16 protein-coding genes and 2 pseudogenes are annotated in these 18,302 nt (G+C 60.7%); 8 read left to right on the top strand and 10 right to left on the bottom strand.

Annotation, left to right across the window (positions count from 1 at the left end; genetic code table 11):
• Positions 1-312 precede the first annotated feature (312 nt).
• Entirely contained in the window at positions 313-1,257 is a 945-nt protein-coding gene (locus JWR51_RS19225; protein ID WP_299751300.1) for an alpha/beta hydrolase, read from the bottom strand.
• A 139-nt stretch (positions 1,258-1,396) separates the two neighbouring features.
• Between JWR51_RS19225 and JWR51_RS19220 the strand changes: the two genes are divergently transcribed.
• On the top strand, positions 1,397-2,116 hold the full coding sequence (locus JWR51_RS19220) for a WYL domain-containing protein (RefSeq protein ID WP_299751297.1): 720 nt from the start codon (positions 1,397-1,399) through the stop codon (positions 2,114-2,116).
• Between the two features lie 564 nt (positions 2,117-2,680).
• Here JWR51_RS19220 and JWR51_RS19215 read toward each other — a convergent pair.
• The 3 genes and pseudogenes from JWR51_RS19215 to dinB form a co-directional block, all read right to left on the bottom strand.
• Positions 2,681-3,454, bottom strand: coding sequence for an SDR family NAD(P)-dependent oxidoreductase (locus JWR51_RS19215; protein ID WP_299751294.1), 774 nt, complete (start codon positions 3,452-3,454; stop codon positions 2,681-2,683).
• 145 nt (positions 3,455-3,599) lie between these two features.
• Positions 3,600-3,734 (bottom strand): annotated as a pseudogene (locus JWR51_RS19210) (LysR family transcriptional regulator); the annotation flags it as partial.
• Positions 3,735-3,901: 167 nt separating this feature from the next.
• A pseudogene (gene dinB, locus JWR51_RS19200) lies at positions 3,902-4,775 on the bottom strand (DNA polymerase IV); the annotation flags it as partial.
• A gap of 414 nt (positions 4,776-5,189) precedes the next feature.
• Between dinB and JWR51_RS19195 the strand changes: the two are divergent.
• Positions 5,190-7,025, top strand: a complete 1,836-nt coding sequence (locus JWR51_RS19195) for a CocE/NonD family hydrolase (protein WP_299751291.1) — start codon at positions 5,190-5,192, stop codon at positions 7,023-7,025.
• 25 nt (positions 7,026-7,050) lie between these two features.
• On the top strand, positions 7,051-7,521 hold the full coding sequence (locus JWR51_RS19190; protein ID WP_299751288.1) for a GNAT family N-acetyltransferase: 471 nt from the start codon (positions 7,051-7,053) through the stop codon (positions 7,519-7,521).
• Here JWR51_RS19190 and JWR51_RS19185 read toward each other — a convergent pair.
• The 3 genes from JWR51_RS19185 to JWR51_RS19175 form a co-directional block, all read right to left on the bottom strand.
• Complete coding sequence (locus tag JWR51_RS19185) at positions 7,511-9,034, bottom strand: winged helix-turn-helix domain-containing protein (RefSeq protein ID WP_299751285.1); 1,524 nt, start codon at positions 9,032-9,034, stop codon at positions 7,511-7,513. The two genes, JWR51_RS19190 and JWR51_RS19185, sit on opposite strands and share 11 nt — an antisense overlap.
• Before the next feature lie 124 nt (positions 9,035-9,158).
• Positions 9,159-9,293, bottom strand: a complete 135-nt coding sequence (locus JWR51_RS19180; protein WP_299751282.1) for a hypothetical protein — start codon at positions 9,291-9,293, stop codon at positions 9,159-9,161.
• Between the two features lie 8 nt (positions 9,294-9,301).
• Positions 9,302-9,940, bottom strand: coding sequence for an MATE family efflux transporter (locus JWR51_RS19175; RefSeq protein ID WP_299751279.1), 639 nt, complete (start codon positions 9,938-9,940; stop codon positions 9,302-9,304).
• A gap of 203 nt (positions 9,941-10,143) precedes the next feature.
• Between JWR51_RS19175 and JWR51_RS19170 the strand changes: the two genes are divergently transcribed.
• Positions 10,144-10,365: a hypothetical protein gene (locus JWR51_RS19170; protein WP_299751276.1), complete on the top strand. Its 222-nt coding sequence runs from the start codon at positions 10,144-10,146 to the stop codon at positions 10,363-10,365.
• Between the two features lie 177 nt (positions 10,366-10,542).
• On the opposite strand, the gene JWR51_RS19165 is transcribed toward JWR51_RS19170, so the two are convergent.
• Positions 10,543-11,280 (bottom strand): DUF2807 domain-containing protein, encoded by a 738-nt coding sequence (locus JWR51_RS19165; RefSeq protein WP_299751273.1) that lies wholly within the window; start codon positions 11,278-11,280, stop codon positions 10,543-10,545.
• A gap of 101 nt (positions 11,281-11,381) precedes the next feature.
• Here JWR51_RS19165 and JWR51_RS19160 point away from each other — a divergent pair, with 101 nt between their 5' ends.
• Together JWR51_RS19160 and JWR51_RS19155 are read left to right on the top strand one after the other, a co-directional pair.
• Positions 11,382-11,609: a hypothetical protein gene (locus tag JWR51_RS19160; protein ID WP_299751270.1), complete on the top strand. Its 228-nt coding sequence runs from the start codon at positions 11,382-11,384 to the stop codon at positions 11,607-11,609.
• 577 nt (positions 11,610-12,186) lie between these two features.
• Positions 12,187-13,392: a hypothetical protein gene (locus JWR51_RS19155; RefSeq protein WP_299751267.1), complete on the top strand. Its 1,206-nt coding sequence runs from the start codon at positions 12,187-12,189 to the stop codon at positions 13,390-13,392.
• Between the two features lie 465 nt (positions 13,393-13,857).
• Here JWR51_RS19155 and JWR51_RS19150 read toward each other — a convergent pair whose 3' ends face one another.
• Positions 13,858-15,063: a hypothetical protein gene (locus JWR51_RS19150; RefSeq protein WP_299751264.1), complete on the bottom strand. Its 1,206-nt coding sequence runs from the start codon at positions 15,061-15,063 to the stop codon at positions 13,858-13,860.
• A gap of 526 nt (positions 15,064-15,589) precedes the next feature.
• On the opposite strand from JWR51_RS19150, the gene JWR51_RS19145 reads away from it, so the two are divergent.
• A complete protein-coding gene (locus tag JWR51_RS19145) occupies positions 15,590-15,736 on the top strand; it encodes a hypothetical protein (RefSeq protein WP_299751261.1) in 147 nt (48 codons plus the stop codon).
• Between the two features lie 195 nt (positions 15,737-15,931).
• Here JWR51_RS19145 and JWR51_RS19140 read toward each other — a convergent pair whose 3' ends face one another.
• Entirely contained in the window at positions 15,932-17,347 is a 1,416-nt protein-coding gene (locus JWR51_RS19140; RefSeq protein WP_299751258.1) for a hypothetical protein, read from the bottom strand.
• 573 nt (positions 17,348-17,920) lie between these two features.
• Between JWR51_RS19140 and JWR51_RS19135 the strand changes: the two genes are divergently transcribed.
• Complete coding sequence (locus tag JWR51_RS19135) at positions 17,921-18,301, top strand: hypothetical protein (RefSeq protein WP_299751255.1); 381 nt, start codon at positions 17,921-17,923, stop codon at positions 18,299-18,301.
• Position 18,302 lies beyond the last annotated feature (1 nt).

Here is an 18,302-nt window from a genome sequence, read left to right as displayed (position 1 = left end):
AGATCGAGGCCCACGGTGGTAATCTGCATGGCGGATGGCTCCTTTGCTCGGGTTGCCTGATAGCAAACCCACTTTGGCACTCAGATGCCGGGAGCGGGAGCCATCCACCTCATCTGAAATGGGGGCGTTTTCGGACCGGCAACTGCGGGGTAGAAAGGGAAGGACTGGTTTCAAGCTTCTAGGGATGAAAGCGGTCTCGGGTTGTGTGGCTACTCTCCCCTCTCCCCTCTCCCTCTCATCGTTCATCGCCTTCGGCAGGTCACTCCACCCCTGGCCAAGCCGGGGGTGGAGTGGTCTTGAAAGGTCCAGGGATCAAGTGGCGCTCTTCAGTGCCAGCCAGGTCAGGATCGCCCGGTTGGTTTCCTCCGGCTTTTCTTCCTGGATCCAATGGCCGCAATCGAGGCTGACCACGTCAACATTGGGCACGAAGTCTACCAGTTTTTCAGATTTCGGAATAACATCTCTGTCGCCATAGATCATGAGCGTGGGTTGATGGATAATTGGGTCCACCGCGCACAGCAGGTGCCAGTTGCGGTCAAGGTTTCGGTACCAGTTGATGCCGCCTGTGAACCCGGATTTTTCGAAGGCGGAGACGTAGACGGCCAAGTCGATATCGCTCATCACGGGCTCACCGAGCGGCGTTTCCGCTCTCGCGAGATTGATCATGGCCATGCCCGGCTCGGGCGCGTGGAGAGGCACGTTCTTCCGGTACAGGTTGCGAAGAAAGCGGAACGCATTCTTGTCCAGTACGGCGTCCGCCACGCCAGGTTGCCGGTTGAAGTGAACGAAGTAGTAGTCGCTGCCCAGGATCAACTCCAGGAACTCGATCCAGGGTATTTCGCCTCGCTCCTGATACGGCAGGCTCAGATTGATCACCTTGTTGACTCGGCTGGGATGCAGCAGGGTCAGTCCCCAGACGACGGCCGCGCCCCAGTCATGGCCGACAAAGGTCGCATCCTGGTAGCCGTAGTGATCGAGCAGTGCGACGAGATCGCTCGTCAGGTGCTCGATGTCATATTCCGTGACGTCGTCCGGACGGGACGAGTTGCCATAGCCCCGCTGGTTGGGGACGATGACATGGTAGCCCGCCGCGACAAGGGCGGGCACCTGATGGCGCCAGGAATAGGCGTGCTCGGGCCAGCCGTGACAGAGCACGATCGGGTTTCCTGCATTTTCTCGTCCTGCTTCAAAGACTTCCAGTACAACACCGTTGACTGGAATAAGAGTCGGCTGGGGGAAATCGGTTGCGGTCGACACGGCATTTTCCTTCTATGGTTTTCGCGATCAGGTGTGCGTTCAGCATAGGCCTGCTCTTAGGGGGCCCGCGGCGCTGCACGGTGATCGACTAGAAACCAATGGTGCCAAAAGCTGGCACCGAAGGGCGGTAGCTTGCGGCATGAATGTTCGCCTTCGACATGACGCCATCGTGCGCAGCCTTCGCCGCAACGGCACTTCGACAGTCGCGGACCTAGCGGCGGAGGTTGGCGCATCCCGGCGCACAGTGCTGCGTGACATCAGCGCGCTGCGCGACCAGGGCTTTGTCATTCATTCCGAACCGGGGCGCGGCGGCGGCTTGCAACTTGATCCGCAATCGCTCCAGACCACCGCTAAGCTCTCCGTCGCCGAGGTCTTTGCACTGCTCATCAGCGTTGCATCAATGCGGGCCGCCGGGAATTTGCCCTTTGCGGGTCTCGCCGATGCCGGGCTAGCCAGGATCGAGAAGGCCCTGCCGCCCGACAAGGTCCGCGACCTGCGCCGGTTTCTGGATTGCCTCTATGTCGGGCAGCTTTCACCGCTGGTGAACATATCGGATTTGGCGCCGATGGATCCCGCACTGCTGCCCGCGTTCGAGACAGCGTTTCTCCAGCGGCAGTACCTGCGCTTCCAGTACCATGACGCAAAAGGGACCGTAACCAATCGTATTGTTGAACCGCACGCCATGCTGATCCTGCCACCGCTCTGGTATCTGGTGGCCTGGGACCCTGCGCGCCACGCTTTCCGTCATTTTCGAATGGATCGGATCAGCAGACCGGAAGTCGACGAAGGCGCCACTTTTCAGCGGCGACACGTGCCGTTCGAGGATCACGTTCGCCCGGTTCGTGATTTATCCCGCTAAAATTTCGCACGATCAGCATTGGGACGTCGGCGTCGCGACTGGGAACGGCAGCTTTCAAGAAGTCGTCCCCAGTCGCTGGACGACCGGCATGGGGTCGGAATCGGTCATATTGATGACCGCGGTGAACGGCAGCCATGCCGCCGGTAGACCCGCAAACAGACAGACCGCTTTCGGCGCCCAATTTGCGTATCCGCTAACCGAACTGTGGTCTTGAAGGGTTGCTATCCCCTTTTCGACGCCAAGAGCGGTGGGGTTGCTTGCGGCCCCATTTTGGCAGCGATGGACTTCGTGCGAAGTGACCGTTTGTGGCGCAAAACCGAAGTCGGCAGATGGTTGCTATTGGCCTTTAGGTCACTGTCGATGGTCGTTTGACCCGACTAGCCCACGCCGCGTCCGAGCCTGTGGTCGGCGGCGTCACCGGAGCCTCGCCGTCTATCTCCCAATTGTCGGCCCGCGACCATGCTTGTCGACGAATTGGGAATGGTGGCTGCAGTCCGTTCGCCATCTCACCGGTACCTCCCGAGTAACGGCGCTTCTGGTCGCCCAACGAGGCGACGTCGCAATTCAATTCGGCAATGCGATACCGCTGTATCGGCTGCAGACATCGAAGAGTTGCGTTTGCAAGTACTCGTCCCTGGCCTCGGGATTCGGCTCCAGAGGTTGCAAATGGAAGAAATACCGGCCTGTCACCTGCGCAGAGTGGTCGGAACTTGCCGCCAGCCAGGCTTGCGTGACATATGCCTTGTCGATGTCATCTGGTGCGCTCGGGCCGCCCATTCTAGTGGGCACCCAACCCGGCTCCAGCGCATTTGAAAGCACATTTGGCCAAAGCCGGGCGATGCCGAAGGCCAGTTGAACATCATGCAGTTTGCTCTCGGCATAAGCCGCAGACCCGTTCCAAGAGCACCTGGCCCATGTGGGGTCAGCGAGGTTGGCGTGGGCGTGATGGTGCATTCCTGAACTGAGGTAAATCAAGCGTTTTGGCCGCTCGATCAGGGCCGTAAGGATATAGGGCGCCAAGGTGTTGACAGCAAAGAGATGGGGTAGTCCGTCCTCAGTCACGATGCGCTTCGGTTCCCGATAGCCGACTGCCGCGTTATGAATCACGGCATCAAATAGGCCCAATGCGTTCACCTGCTCGGCGACAATTCGCGCGCCAGCAATGGTGGTGAGGTCGCCGATCACTACACCTTCGGCCGCCGGCAATGCCGAGCGAGCTTCGTCAGCGCGTGCGGCATTGCGAGCGTGCAGGACCACTTTGTGTCCCTGCTCGATCAGGAGGCCTGCCGCCATCAGGCCGAGGCCGGTAGAGGACCCAGAAATGAAAACGCGTGACAATTTGGCTCTCCGGTTGTGGTCTAGATCGGTTCTTGCCAGCGAGATCACACGTGCCGCGCAGGCTCCACATGATCGCTCAAAATGGATGGCAACTCATAGTGCGCCTTGGTCAACCCACCGGTGATTTTGAGGCATGCATGGCCAATCACAGTCCGATCGTCCTGCTGCAGAAGTCCAAAAAGGCCCGTACCTTGGCCGGTTGTCGATGACCTGATGGGTAAAAGGCATGCAAGGGAAAGGTTTCCCCCGGCCAATCTGGAAAAAGTTCGACGAGCTGGCCCCGTTCGCTGCCAACGATGAAATCGGCGCGTTACACCGGCGGCCTGTGGGTTGGCAAGTTTTTGAAGACTTGCACGTATCAGCGCATCATGACTGACGGGGCATCGGCTGACCCAGAATTGCATGTACCCACCCCGATTTATCGCTTGAATTCAAGGGACGGGCGTCCGTTGGGCTGCGGGTGATCTGCTCGAAGTCCGAGTACTTGACCTTGAGCGTCACCGTGCGCCCGTGGAGACCCTTGGCGGTGGCATAGTCCCAAACCTTGGAGACGGTCGGGAGCAGCTTCTCCTTGGCGGTGTCGAGGTCATGCACATCATCGAAGAAGGTGTTCTCGCCGCCGACCGACTTCCGGACGCGGTCCGGCTTGACCTCGCGATGGTCGACGCCCCTCGAAATCCAATAGTAGTAGGGGCCCGCCTTGCCGAAGGCTTGTTGGAGGAAGGGGAGTGGCTTCGCCTTAAGGTCGGCGCCGGTTTCGATGCTGAGCGCCTTCATGCGCGACGCCGTCGCCGGGCCGATGCCGTGGAATTTCCCGATCGGCAAGGTCTCGACGAAGGCGGGGCCCTTGGCCGGGCTGATCAGGAACTGGCCGTTGGGCTTGTTGTGACCGGAGGCCATTTTAGCCAAGAACTTGCAGTAGCTGATCCCGGCCGATGCGGTCAGGCCTGTTTCGGCCAGAATCTTCGCGCGGATTTCCTTGGCGTCTCGATGGCGAGGGTCATGCCCTTGCGGTTCTCGGTGACGTCGAGATAGGCCTCGTCAAGGGACAGTGGCTCGACCAGCGCCGTGTACTCCTCGAAAATCTCATGGATCTGGCCGGAGACTGCCTTATAGACCTCGAACCGGGGCTTCACGAAGATAAGCTCGGGGCATTTCCGGGCAGCTGTGACGGAAGGCATCGCGGACCGCACCCCTAACCGTCGGGCCTCATAGCTAGCGGCGGCGACGACGCCGCGCTTCTTGGCTCCGCCGACCGCCACTGGCTTGCCCGCAAATCCGGATTGTCCCGTTGCTCCACCGAGGCATAGAACGCGTCCATGTCGATGTGGAGGATCCTCCGGAGCGGGGCCTCGTCGAAGATTTTTTCGGCATCGTCGCCTATGGCGTAACTCGCTGAGTCCACTGTCATCATCTTCGCCCATACGGTCCGCGCGCGCCTTGATCGAGGCCGAGATGCATTCGCATTCGATTGACTCTTGATCCGCCCTGATAGAACAAAGAGGGAACGTATCCCCTCTCCGCCCACTTGAAAAGGTCGGTCGAAGATTCAAGGCCATGAGAAGCATAAGCGCAACCTGGGCGTACTGCAGCATGTTCGCTGATCGGTGATGGGAAGTATCACATCAGAAATTCTTCAGAACTGCCTCAGGACCCGGGAGGGCATTGCTCGTAAGTCAATGAGCAAGCAGTGGGTCCGCGGACCCATCCCCATCCCCAGGTCCGGAGACGGTCTATGTTCATTTCCAATCGCCTCACATTGGCGACCATCCTTATGCTGCTCGGTAGCACGAGCCTGATCGACGCGGCCGAATTCACCCACGAGCAGTTGGCGCGTCTGGCCGAAGACCCCGCTGTCAAACAAACCGATCTGCCGTTTCTCGACGCGCCTGCGCCCGACCTGTCGCACTTTGTCGCCATGGGCGATGGCACGCAGTTGGCGGTCAGTCTCTATTTTCCGGTCGGCTTCAATCCCAAGATGGATCGCGCGCCGGCGGTGTTCGAAGACTCCATCTACGGGCGCCGCGAAGATGCCGGAACGACGGCGATCGCGCTCTACCGTGAGGCCGGATACGTCGTGGTGATTGGCGACGCGCGTGGTTTTGCCGCCTCGTTTGGCGCGCAGGATGGCTTCAACTCGCCGCAACAGACCGCGGATGAGGCCGAATTGATTGCCTGGATCGCCGGCCAGCAATGGTCCAATGGCAAAGTTGCGGCAATTGGCCATTCAGTGTCGGCGGTCTTCGCCGATAGCATGACGGGATCGGGTGCCCCGGCTTTGGGCGGTGCGATCATCCGCGCATCGGATTTCGATGAATACGCGCACAACATGTTTCCCGGCGGCGCCCCCAATCTGGGCATTCTGGCGCTGGCCAGCGAGCTGATGGCGTGGCACGTGGGGGCCGATTGCGGCACTAACCTCACGACCTGCTCGCAACTGGGCTTCGCCCCGGTCGATGGCGACGACAGCTTCGAGCTGCTACAGGGCGCGATCCGCGATCATCAGGACAATATCGATGGGGCGGCATTTGCGGGGCTGATCTATCGTGACGATCGGATTGGCGCTCTGTCGCTTGGCGATGCGGGCGGGATCGCGCGTATCGACGGCATTCGCAAGGCGGCAGTACCGGCGCGCGTTGCCGCGAGCTGGACGGATGGGATGACAGCGCTGAGCGCTTTGACGCGCTTCGAGATGGCGAGCGAGGCACCGATGGAAGTCGTCATCGGTGCGACCAGTCACCCGGGCGGGCTAAGCGCCGATCCGTTTGCAGACGAACCGTTCGAGCCCGCCAAGCCAAGCGCTGTCGAGCAGTTCAAGGGCGATATCGACTTCCTCGATCGTGCACTGGCCGGCGAGCAGATCGGCCGCTCAATCAGCTACGTGGTGCTCGGCACGGATGCGTGGAAGACGACGCCGGTCTGGCCGCCGGTGGGCGTGGTTGGCAGCAAGCTGATGTTGTCGCCGAGCCTGATGGGGCCGGAGATTTCCGATGCTGCCACCGGGACCTATCGTGTCGACCCGACTGCCACTAGCGGCCAATTCAACCGCTGGGCGGCGCAGCGCGGCAAGCCGGTCTTCTATGGCAATCTGCGAGGCGCGGCCGACACGAGAGTGACCTTTGACGCGCCAGTGATCACCCAAGACCAGGAATTGGTTGGCGCGCCGGAGCTGTGCCTCATGATGAGCAGCGACCAGACCGATGGCCTGGTGATCGCTTATCTCGAAGACGTCGCGCCGGATGGTCGGGTGACTTATTTGACCGAGGGGCAGTTGCGGCTCCTGCATCGGGCGACAACGGGCGCGCCCTGCGACCCAGGGTCCGGCACACCGCGTAGCTTTGCCAAGGCCGACGGTGCCGCCGTGGTACCCGGTGAAGCCATGCGGATTGAGCTTCCCCTATTGCCGGTCGCCGCTCGGATCGCTGAGGGACATCACCTGCGCCTGTCGCTAGCTGGCGCTGATGCCGGATGGTTCGAAATGCTGACCGATGTCCCAGCAACCTGGACGCTGGCCTATGGTGGCGAGAACGGGTCGTCGTTGATTGTGCCGATGCGTGCCTGGGAAGACTGATAGGATCGGACCGGGAGGGGTGAAAATGCACCAACCGGTCATCAGCTTCGTCGCCCTTGCCGCCATCGCACCGGCCGAGCTGGTGCGCATGCTGAACGATCCCGACGTGCGGCGCCATATGCCGCTCGCCGGGGACGATTGGGACGAGGCACGCGCCGCCGACTGGGCCAGGGCCAAGGACGCACAATGGTTGGAGAACGGCTATGGGCCGTGGGCCATCCGGATCGGCGGCACCTTTGCCGGTTGGGGCGGCTTCCAGAAGGAAGGTGACGAGGCCGATCTGGGCCTGGTGCTCCTCCCCGGTCACTGGGGCGATGGTGCAGCTATCTTCCGCGAACTGGTCCGGCGGGGTGACGAGATGGGGCTGACCAATGTCAGCATCCTGCTGCCGCCCAGCCGGGTGCGCAAGAAGGGGCTGGCGCGGCTGGGCTTCGTGCCCGCCGGCGAGATCGAGTATGCCGGGCACCGCTTCCTGAAATTCAGGCTCAGTCGCTAGCCTTGGCAAACTCGAGCGCCAGCGTGAATCCCTCGACCAGATGCTCGGTATCCTCGCCATGCTCGTAGGGCATCTGTTCGCGGGCGATCCAGACTAACGGATATTGTGGGATCGCCGCGTAAACCTTGGCGAGCTGCCGCCGACAGGCATCGCCATCCCCCAGTTGAGCATAACAGGCCGCCAGCCGCGCATCGTGCCAGATGCCGCGCTGCGGCACGCGTTCAAGCGTATGGGCCGCGGCCCGGTACTCGCCCAGCCCATATTGCGCCAAGGCGCGGTCATAGTGGTACCAGGGCGGGAAGATCGGATTGAGCCGCACGGCCCGGTCGATCCACTCGATCGCCTCCTGCGGTCGTCCCCGCATCGCCAGCAAATAACCCATCTGTTCCAGCGTATCGGCATCGCTGCTGTTGAGTTGCAGCGCCAGACGCAAATCGCTCTCCGCCTCGGCATGCTGGCGGAGATAGATGCGGACAATGGCCGTGACACGCGGCGCCGCGGCCAGCGTCGGCGAGAGCGCCGCGGCGCGGGTGGCGATATCCAGGATATCTTCCAGCATGTCGCGATCGGTGGTGGTATAGCGCACCATCATGAACTTGCAGAGCGCCAGATAAGCGTAGGCGGCGCCGTAGGCCGGATCTTTCTCCACCGCGGATTCGAGCAGCGGCAGCGCCTTTTCCGGCTGCACATGCTCGTAGCCGCGCAGGATCGCCACCGCTTGGGCGACCAGTTCATAGGCCGCCAGGCTATGCGTCGGCTTGGTGGCGGCGCGGCGAATGCTGTCTTCGTCGAGCCTGTTCGCCAGCCGGTTGACGATCTGCTCGCCGATTTCCCGCTGCACGGCGAACATCTCGATATCATGCGCCTGGTAGCGCTCACCCCAGAGCTGGTGCTGGGTCCGGGCATCGATCAGGTTGACGCTGACCTGAGCATCATTGCCCGACCAGCGCACCGAACCTTCCACCAGATAATCGGCGCCAATCCGCGCCGCAGCGTCAGACCAGGCCGCAGGCTCGAATGAGGGAAACTGGAAACTCGAATTGCGCGCCAGGAGGGTCACCGAACCATATTGCGCCAGGCCCGTGATGATATCCTCGGCAAAGCCATCGACGATCGGCTCGCGTGCGGCATCGCCGCTGTCGTTGCGAAAACGCAGCACGGCCACGATCGGCTGGCTGGCCATCTCGGCGTCCGGCTCAAGGCGTCCCGTCAGCATATAGCCGCGCCGCGACACCGTGCGCACCTGGCCCTGCTCGTCACCGAAGGCCTTGCGGATTTCGCGGATCGATTGCGTGAGGGAATCCTCGGTGACGTAGATGCCGGGCCAAACCGCATCCATCAGTTCGGATTTGGGGACTACCCGGCCCATGTTTTGTGCCAGATGAACCAGCAGGCTATAGGCCTTGGGCCGCAGAAACAGCTCAGTCTCACCCTGGCTCAGCGTGCCCTTGTGCGTATCGAGCACGAAGGGGCCGAAGCGAAAGATGTCGATTGTGGTGATTGTTTCTGACACGCAGCCCCTCGCTGGATGTTTCCGGAGCATACGGGGCCGTCAGGCTAACCCTGTCAAGAGCAGCGCGGACGTGACAACGCCCCGGCCACGTAGCCCGGGCGACATCGTTGAATTTGAGGGGAGGTCAGGCCGGTTTGAACAGTCCCCAGGCCATGCCACGCGAATACCGCGCCAGGATCGCGGTGGTGACGAGCAGCAGCATCGCATCGGCAATCGGCGCCGCCAGCCAGATGCCGCTTTCTCCTAGTACCAGCGGCAAGGCGAAGGTCAGCGGAATGGCAAATAGGTAGGTGCGAGCCAGCGACAGCAGCGCCGAACGCTTGGCATCCCGGCCCAGACGATCAGACCGTAGTTGAATGCCATGTTGGCGAACGTGACCAGCAGGCCGGTGATGGCGAGGAAGCCGACGCGGCCTTCGCTGCGCAACGCGTCCGAGTGCAGCAGCAACAGGAACCCGATCGGCGTGGTGTAGATCGAGATGCTGATGAACAGATGGCCCATTTCGGCCAGCGATTGCGACCCGCCGGTTATCTGCACCACCAGCGGCCAGCCGAAGGCGGCAAACACCGCGATGAGGACAGCGCTGATGCCAAGCGCCAAGCCATGCGCGCCGGCAAAGACGCGCCTTGCCTCATCGAGCCGGCCGGCGCCGATCTGGCGGGCCAGAATGCTGGTCATGCCGGTAGAGACCATTGTGGCGAGCGCGATCAACAGCATCGAAACGGGAAATACCAGCGTCACCGCCGTCAGCGCGTCCGGCCCGACAAAGGCGCCGAGGAAGATAGCATCGACGACCGTGAGCAGGCCGTTGACGCTGGTCAGCAGCACAATGGGCAGCGCGGTCTTGAGAAAGGTTTGGGGGATCGGGTCCCGTAGATAGGGATTGGCGGGCGTGGCGGTTTGCATCGGTCATCTCCTGCGATGACCATACCCTGGCCGAGGAGCCGGCCCCGGTCCTGAGCGCACTCTGAAGGTTTTCCGATACGCCAGATTCTGCCATTCGTCACCTTCAGAAATCCTTCAGAACCGCCTCAGGACTGAAACCGTGTTCGGCTGTCTATTCCGATCAACGCTGGCCAATCGACCGGCACACTGAAGGGAATATCAGCATGAGCAGATTTGGCGCCTTGGCTTTCGCATCGACCGCCGCCCGCACCTTTAACCGGCCCGGCAGCGACGGACGCTCCGTCATGGGGCAGTACATCGTCGCGCAAATTTCCGACGACCATCGGGCCTGGAGCGAACCGCATCCAGCTGATGCTTCGGCGGATAGCTGCATCGAGCGGTTGCGGGTAGCGGGCGCCAGGAATGCCAGTGCCCGTCCACGATAGGGACGTGTCGGAGCCATGCGAGCCCGGAGACCGATGTCTCTGGGCATTTTCTTGTCCGGTCATGTGGCAGCCCAAAAGAAATCGGCCCGAACATTGCTGTCCGGGCCTTATCGCTGGCATCGGGATATGTGGCAGTCATTGCCGCGGTTCGCGCAGTGCGAGCTAACGCGCGATGGTTCAGTTCAGCACGGTGATATCGCCGCCGCTGTCCTCGTCGTCATCGACATGAACCGGATGCCCGGCCAGCACCACATCAGCGCCACTGAAGGCGATCGCGTTGACGTCGCCGCTGGCGAACAACAGCGCCGATGCGGAACTGGTCGCTTCAATATCCAGATCGGTACATTCAAACCCGCGGGCACCAACACTGGCACTGCTCGACAACTGATAGGTGGCATTGACGCAGGTCCCCGAGAGCCTGACAGCGGCCGAGCTTGATGCCTTGATCAGGGCGCTGGTGGCGTCGATGCCGACGATATCAACGCTGGCGGCACTAGCAGCTTCGATCTCGACCAGATTGCCGGTCATGCCCTGAACCTGCACGGCCGACGCCGAACCAGCGGTGATCTTGTGCAATGCCGGCACGGTGGCGGTAACGACGACCGTGTGATCGCGGAAAGAGACGAAATCCCAGAAGTCGCGCTGCATCCAGGCGTAGAGGCGGTCGCCGCGCACTTCCAGGCGGAGATCGTCGAGATCAGCCTGGTTGGCGGCGTCCACGGCGATAGACTGGGCACTGCCGACCGCGAACTTGACGGTCAGTTCGGTGGAGATCTCGGCCTCGGTGAAAGACGGCAGATCGAAAGAGCGGGCCGGTGCGGCGGCTGCCGGCACGGCAATCACCACTGCGACGGCGGTCGCGGCGAGAATGGCGCTGCAACCGGCGGCGAGGGCAAGCTTGGTAGCGGGAGTCATTGGAAATCCTTGAACGAGAGGGCACGCACTGCGGCGGCGTTGTCCCGATCTAGCTCGAACCCATCGCCGAACTCCTGAGCGCCTTCTGAAGGATTTCTGATTTGAACCGTGGGTTGGATGCCCTGATATTCCCCACCATCCGCTCTCCCGCTCCGATGCGCGGCGATGACGCCCAACCATCCAACGGCGAACTCGGCGCCTCGACCGGCATGCCCTCGATTGTCGTCCCATCCGACTGGACCGACGACACCCTGCCAATGCCCCTATCGCGCGAATGCTTCGGCCGCGCCTGGGACGAACAGCAACTGATCAGCCTTGCCTACGAGTAGACCACCAATCACCGCCGAGCGACAGTATTATGGAATAGATAGTCGCTTTTGGCACCCAAAATGTGCCTCTACCCGCTACGTTTGCAAGTCGTCGAACGACGGCTTTTCTTATCGGCTGGTGCAAAAGCTGCCAGTCAGCATCCCACCCGGTGCAGCCCGTCCGTAAACCGACCCAATTCCTGCCTATAAAGCAAGCTGCTTGAAGCTTGAAGTGGCCATTCTGATTGGAAACGTTCAGCGCTCGCTGCGGAATTGAACGTCCATATTGTCTCTATCCCAGTCTGCTCTGGAGGCGCAGAACAGGTGCGCGCGGACACCAGACCCAAGCGGAACATCCAGCGTTCTAGCGGTGACATACACCGCCTTTCCGTCCTCCTCCGCGGGAACAGGAGTGCCCCATGTCTTGCAGGTCCAGCTTTGCCCGAGCCGGCATTCAGCCCGCATTCACACGATGAGCGTGATGAGGTGAGCAACACCGCACCGGAACCGCCCCATGTCCAATCGTACTGCTCTCGACGCTCTCCTGCCGGCTACGGCATCACGCACGGTCCTCCCTGTTGCCCTCGCAGCCGCCCTGATGGCTCTCGTCTCGGTGCCAGCTTTTGCCCAGTTGCTGACCCCTGCCGAGGCGATAACTTATACCGGCACACTTGGCGGGCAGACCATTGTCCTCGAGCTGTCCGACCCCAGCGTTGGCCCGCTGGTCGGTCGCTACAGCTATCTAAACAAGGGCGCTGATATTCCGCTGCATCCACTCAGCGAGAGCCCGTCCGAGACCGTGCTTGCAGAGGAAGTGCCGTGCACGCCCGCGCTCTGCCAGCGGCCTGACGGCAACCTGGTGGTGGACCCGCCGGTTGGGGGGCAATTTAGACTGCACTATTCCGAGGACCACGCAAAACTGAGTGGCACCTGGCGCGCTTCGGCTTCTGCCCCTGTCGAGCTGCCCGTAGAATTGACCCGTTTCGGCGAACGCGCCTTTGACCAGGACGGACCCTTCTATCTTTCTTTTCTCTGGATGAACTATGGCAAGCAGATCACGCCAGAAACGTCGCCCTACGATTATGCCAAGATGCAGGTCGCGCTCACCGAAGGCCCATTGAAGACACTATACGGCGCCACCTATCGCGAGGTGATCGACCCGCGCACCAAGTTCGCCTTTCCGCGGATCGTCTCGCTTCCTGGTGGCGGCGATGTCGCGCCGATCAATGCTGTGCTCGACCAAAATCGCTGGGCCACCAACTTCGCCGGCTTTGACTGCCTGAGTAAGGATTATCTCAGCGCGGTTTGGTTGCCTCCCCCGTTCGGGACTGCCGGGAATTCGCTGGGCGGGATCGATCATGACAAGATCTCGATCGACTATCTCAGCGATACGGTCATCTCCATCCACCAAGCAGGCATCGGCTCCTGCGTCGGGGACCCGTACAACTTTGTAGATTACCAGACCTATGACGTCCGCGCCGGCCGCGTCCTCGATCCCAGCCAGATTTTCAAGCACTGGGACGCGACTAGCAACCGCGCCACCGCCCCCTTGATAGATTGGGTCATCGCGGTTTATCACGCGGCACACGCTGATGATCCCAAAGCTGACGTCTCCTGCGTCAACCACGACCGACTGGCCGATGGGCTCAAGGTCAGCTTTGCAGAGCATGACATCGTGGTCTTCCAGGTCGTCTCTATTGGCGCCGTCTCCTGCATGGGACCTATCATTGCCGGGCCATTAGCAGATATTAAGGACCTGCTGACCGCCAAAGCCGTCGACTACTTTCCGTCGCTGGGATCATGAAGAGCGATGATTTTGCCGCACATGTCCGTCCCGGTACGTATGGTCGGCAGACGGGCTCTAGGCAGAAAGCTGATTGCGATGGACTTGAGCCGTCCCCATTTAGTGGGCGTCCGTTTCCGAACGTTCGGCCCTATAAGCGGGCCGTCAGCGACCGACCCCATTCGTGCCGTTCAACTTGCTGCCGCCGATCTCGAAAGCCGGGCGGATGATGTTCATTGTCGAACGCTGCCGCGCGGTAGCGCAGTTGACGTGATCACTGCAAAGCGTCGAAAGCAGCCCATGTGGTGGGGGCTTTATGAAGTGAAATTTGGCGATTGGCTTGGTGAGCTGCAGTTTGCATAGGGCTGATAGGCAGTGCCTTCGGACGTTCTACAGGCGCATCCGACGCTGCTTCTGGCGCTATTGCGGGGGGAGAAGGGTCCCAGATACGGAGGGCTTGCTTTAACCACCGTTCGGCGTTCCCGTTCACTTAACTGGAACCGTTGGGGTCGGGAGCGCAGCATCGTATTGCCAGAAGGTCGGAAGCGGCGGCTCATAGGCGAACCGGCCATCCTGCATGGCCAGGGAGGCTACGTCGTAATCTGCGACATCTCGAAGCCCGACTTCAAGGAATAACTTGTTCCTTTGTTCTTTGAGCGGCTGGTTGAGCCAGTCCTTAATTGAGATCACATAACTCGCGTCGCTGCATGACGTGGACTGCCCGTACAGCCGTTCATCCCGCATTACATGAGTTTCGCAGAGCGCATCCAGTGGAGTCCATATCGGACTGTAGTTTGCCTGCTTCTTGAAGTCCTCGTAAGTTGTCTTCCAGAACTCTATGTCCTCGGAGGTAAATTCTTTTTCCTCCATATACCTTACGATGACCTCTGGGGTTATTTCTACATTCTCTCCCTTAAGGAGAACGTCTCTCAAGCGCGGCAGCCAATCTTCAATCACCACCGGGGACACGCCCTCGCCCTCAAGCTTGAACCGGGTTGCGGTCAGGTAGGCATCCACCCGTTGTCCCGGATCGTTGAGTGGTGGACCTACGACGGGGGTGCGCTGCCCTCTCCAGCGCTCAAACTCGGCTTTGTCCCTCCGGGTGCGATAGTAGTCGTAGGCCTCGGCGCTCGCGTCGATTGCAGCCTGATATGTCACCGGATCGAAAACGAAGACTACCTGTCCTTCCCCTCCCGCCCCGAGCGCTCCTCGAACCGCGTTCACCCAGTCGGAAAACGCGCCTTTTTGCGTAATGCCATCGTCCATATCCGCATCGGCCAGTGCCTGACCGCCCACCAGATCCAGCGGGCTGTGCTCCGCGGGTCGGTCGAGGCTGGTGCCAGTGAAGATGCCCGTCAGGGTATTGATGGCATTGTTTCTTTCGGCCGAGGCGAAGACGCCCTCTGTGACGGTCATGGACAAGAAATAGAGGTCCTTCGCCCGCAGGAGATCGCCGAAGGCCTGCTCTTCCGGAGATCCCAGGATACCCTGGTCCAACTGGCGATAGAATGCCGCTCGCGCATCGGCAAGTTCCTGGCTGGCCAGCACTTTATCCTGCGCCGCTTCGCTGACTTGACCAATGGCGTCAACAATATCACCCAGCGGGCTTTGTGAAATGTACACCTCGGAAGTGAAGGGTTCGGCATTTCCTTGGCTGATAAGCGAAAAAGCGCTGAACGTGGCGATGGCCACGCATATAGGGATTCCTGTAAGGCGCATGAAGCTCCTCCGAAGGGCTCGTCGACTTTGTTCATGTCACTGCCAAGCAGTCTAAATTTAGCCTATCATCCCGTCGATACTTACTTCGGCTGAGCTCTGTCGGACGGGCGCAGGCCCACAACGTCAGTTTTCCCCGAAGGCAAGCCGAAGGCGGACAGGCGGCTTCTCACCCCAAAGTGGCCCATCCGGAATCGGCACTCATTACGGTTAGTCGAGCAGACGCTCGAGTTATCAAAAGCGCACGGCCTCGAGACGGGAACGACAAGAAGTCGTTCCCGTCTCCAGACATATGGCACCAGCCGATCGGTTCGGTAGTCCGCGAAGTAGATTTTCTCGGTTGGGACGCCGTCGACATCCCTTGAATGCACGGCGACCGACCGGCATTCGCGTCTTGAGCGCTAGCGATCGACGGTGTCGCAATCCATGACCCCGCGTGCGCCCAACTGGCCGGACGCTTCGAAACGCCGCGCATGGTTACTCCGTTCAAAAGATAGATCGATTGCTGGAACTGCTGGTCAGCCTGCGTCACATCATGGCGGGGGAAGATGCGGCCGGGCGCATCAGCTTGGCCGGCAGGGTTGCCCTCATGTTGTTCCCGGTTCTCTTGGGAACTGCGGTCGCCGGCCATTCGCAAACCGGTGTGTGAAGGTCTATGACGGATTGGTCCATGGAGCCGATGAGCGTGTGTCACGCCCCCGTTTCGACGATCGTCTGTAGCGTATCGCATCGCGGCACGCCTAGGCGCTGGGGCTCAACACGCCGTCAGCCACCGCGCTGAACTCGCGGATGCGGGCCAGTGGGAGGACACGTGGGCTGGTCGTGACGATCGGAAACCTGGTGATCACGAACGGCTCCACCCGGTCCAGGCCAAGATGGTCCCTGAGGAGCTGCGCTCGCCAGCGCTCCTTGGCGATCGCCTTTGATAGTAGCGTTCCAGCGTCTGGTTGGTCCGGACAAATCGCGCCGGGTTCAGATCGATCCACGACGGATCCACCAAATTATTCTTACACTGGACGTTGAAGATCACGCCGCCACGCGTGGCGATGACGTCGAACTCCTTGCGGTCAATGCGCTTGACCGGCTGCACCGCGAAGCCCTGCCTGGCCAGCTCGTCCTTAACGCGTTGCTCGAAGATGAAGCCCGAGCGGATCTGAAACCGGCGGCTGCGGTAAAGACAGACGTTCTTGAAGTTGTAGAGGAAGCGACTGAGCAACGTGACAGTGCCGCGGAGCTCCCCGCCGACGGTAACGAAGGCAGGGTAGCTGTTCAGCGGCTCGACAAACGTCTTGCTCGAGGCGACCAGCGCTTGCCGGTGCGCTGTGGAAACGCCGTGACTGTCCGCCAGCGCCGAGAGTTCGGCGGGCGACAGGGTCACCCAGAAATCGTCTTCCGCACGGTACGAGAGTTCGCGGACCAGCGTCGCGGGGCCAGCGAATGCCGTCTTGTCGAGCTTGAACTCAGCAAAGGCCGCCTCGGTCAGGGCCACGCCGTTGCGCAGCTCCGCCGCACTGAACACCCGGTCGGGCCGCAGTGGCTCGAGCCCAATCGGTCGGGCATCGGCAGCCACCTCGATGATCGGCACCCTCTCGGCCTCGAGGAACATGTCGTCGAGCGTCGCGTAACTGTGCGAGGCGGTGAAACCGCGCGGGTCGAGAAAAAGAGCGAAATCGTCGTGGAGCTCGCTGACTGCCCGTTGCTGCAGCAAACCGGTCAACGTGGTGCCGCTTACCTCGGCTTGCGGCAGCATCCAGGTCAAAGCGTTGACGTTGGTCATTAGGATCGTTCCCCTGCAGGCTACCGGCAGGAGGTAGAGCAGGCTCACTAGATGTCGTCGCCGGGATTGCAGGTAGCCGACAGCGTGCCCCACGGTCGAGAGACCGATCGCCGCCGCCGGGAGTCCGTGCATAGTGAAGCTGAATTGCATCGCCGAGAGCTGGACAAGCAACCTGGCCTGACGCTGTGCGAAGGCGCTGCCATAAAGGTAACCGAGATGGTGTAAGATGAATTTCAGCTGGCGTGGCGCGATAGTCCCGTCGCGGAGGCTCAGTCCAAACAGCGCCAGTTCAAGCACGCTGTCGTCCAGTTCGCCGGGAAGGTTGATCAACTCCTCAATGGCGCGGAGGGTCTCGAGCCAGGCGCCGACAGCCGCCAACGGCCCGAACGGCGCCAACGCGTTTCTGATGCCGCTTGCGTGCTGGTCGAGCTGACTTTCGATCAGGTCGCGAGCATCCTGTCCGGTCAGCTTGGTTGACGTCATTTCGGTGTCATCTGCCATTCCGTGCGGCGCTGCAACGGCCCGATGCACTTCGGCGGATCAAACATCAGCCCGACGGGCAGGCCTCCCTGCAACGGCCCAGGCTGTCAAAGCAAAAGCCCCGGAGGTCCGGGGCTTTGTTCGTTAGGCCTATGGCTGAGCTAACTTTTGGCTTGCTATGAGGCAGCTTTTAGCGGGCATATGACCGATCAATGCGAGTGGCGATAACAACGCGGATGTTTTCTGATCGGCATTGTCTCTCTGCAATTCTCGCATACTCTGCAGGTTAGGGACACCTGGATGCAGGCCGAGTGGTCGGTGAGAAAATTCCAATAACGATCCTGCTCGATTGCACGAACAAGCTGATACTTCCTGGCCGCCATTGATTCAATCAACAACTCCGTCGGGGCCGTCATTGTGAGCACCGCAATTGATCTACCATCTTCATCGCTCAATGGAATTCTTTGGCACCTATGAACGGTTGAGTGGACATTGCTAACCAACAGAGAAACCTGAAGAAAATTTGGCGTCGCGGTCTTACCCGGGCGGGACAAGAAATCGCCTGCCAGGCCCTGAGTGCCGGGGCTGGCGCTTGCGCTTGATGGCTTTCGTGTAACACATGCCCAGCGCTGCATCACCCGCCTGGTAAGCCATGGCTGTCGGTTCCAATCTCGTGCGCCGCGGCGCCGCCTTACCACCGGACAGATGCATGCGCAGTCGGCCTGCGCCTTTCGTCTAAGGCTCGTCAATGGCGCAACCAGTGTCGCACCCCAGATGTTGACCTGCTCGAAAAAATCTGGCGGCAGATTTTTCATAAAAACACTGTTATTTCAGGTAGATAAAGTCATTTTAGCTCTGGATGAATTCCAGGGCCTTTCTGGCGATCTGGATTGGATTTATACATATTACACAATTATTGACATCGCCCGGACGCTTGTGCAAACATCCTTGAGCTAGC

It is taken from the genome of Devosia sp. (genome assembly GCF_028290625.1).
Classification (GTDB): Bacteria; Pseudomonadota; Alphaproteobacteria; order Rhizobiales; family Devosiaceae; genus Devosia.
Note: the sequence above shows the minus strand (reverse complement) of the source record. Positions and strands in the feature narration are given on the sequence as shown.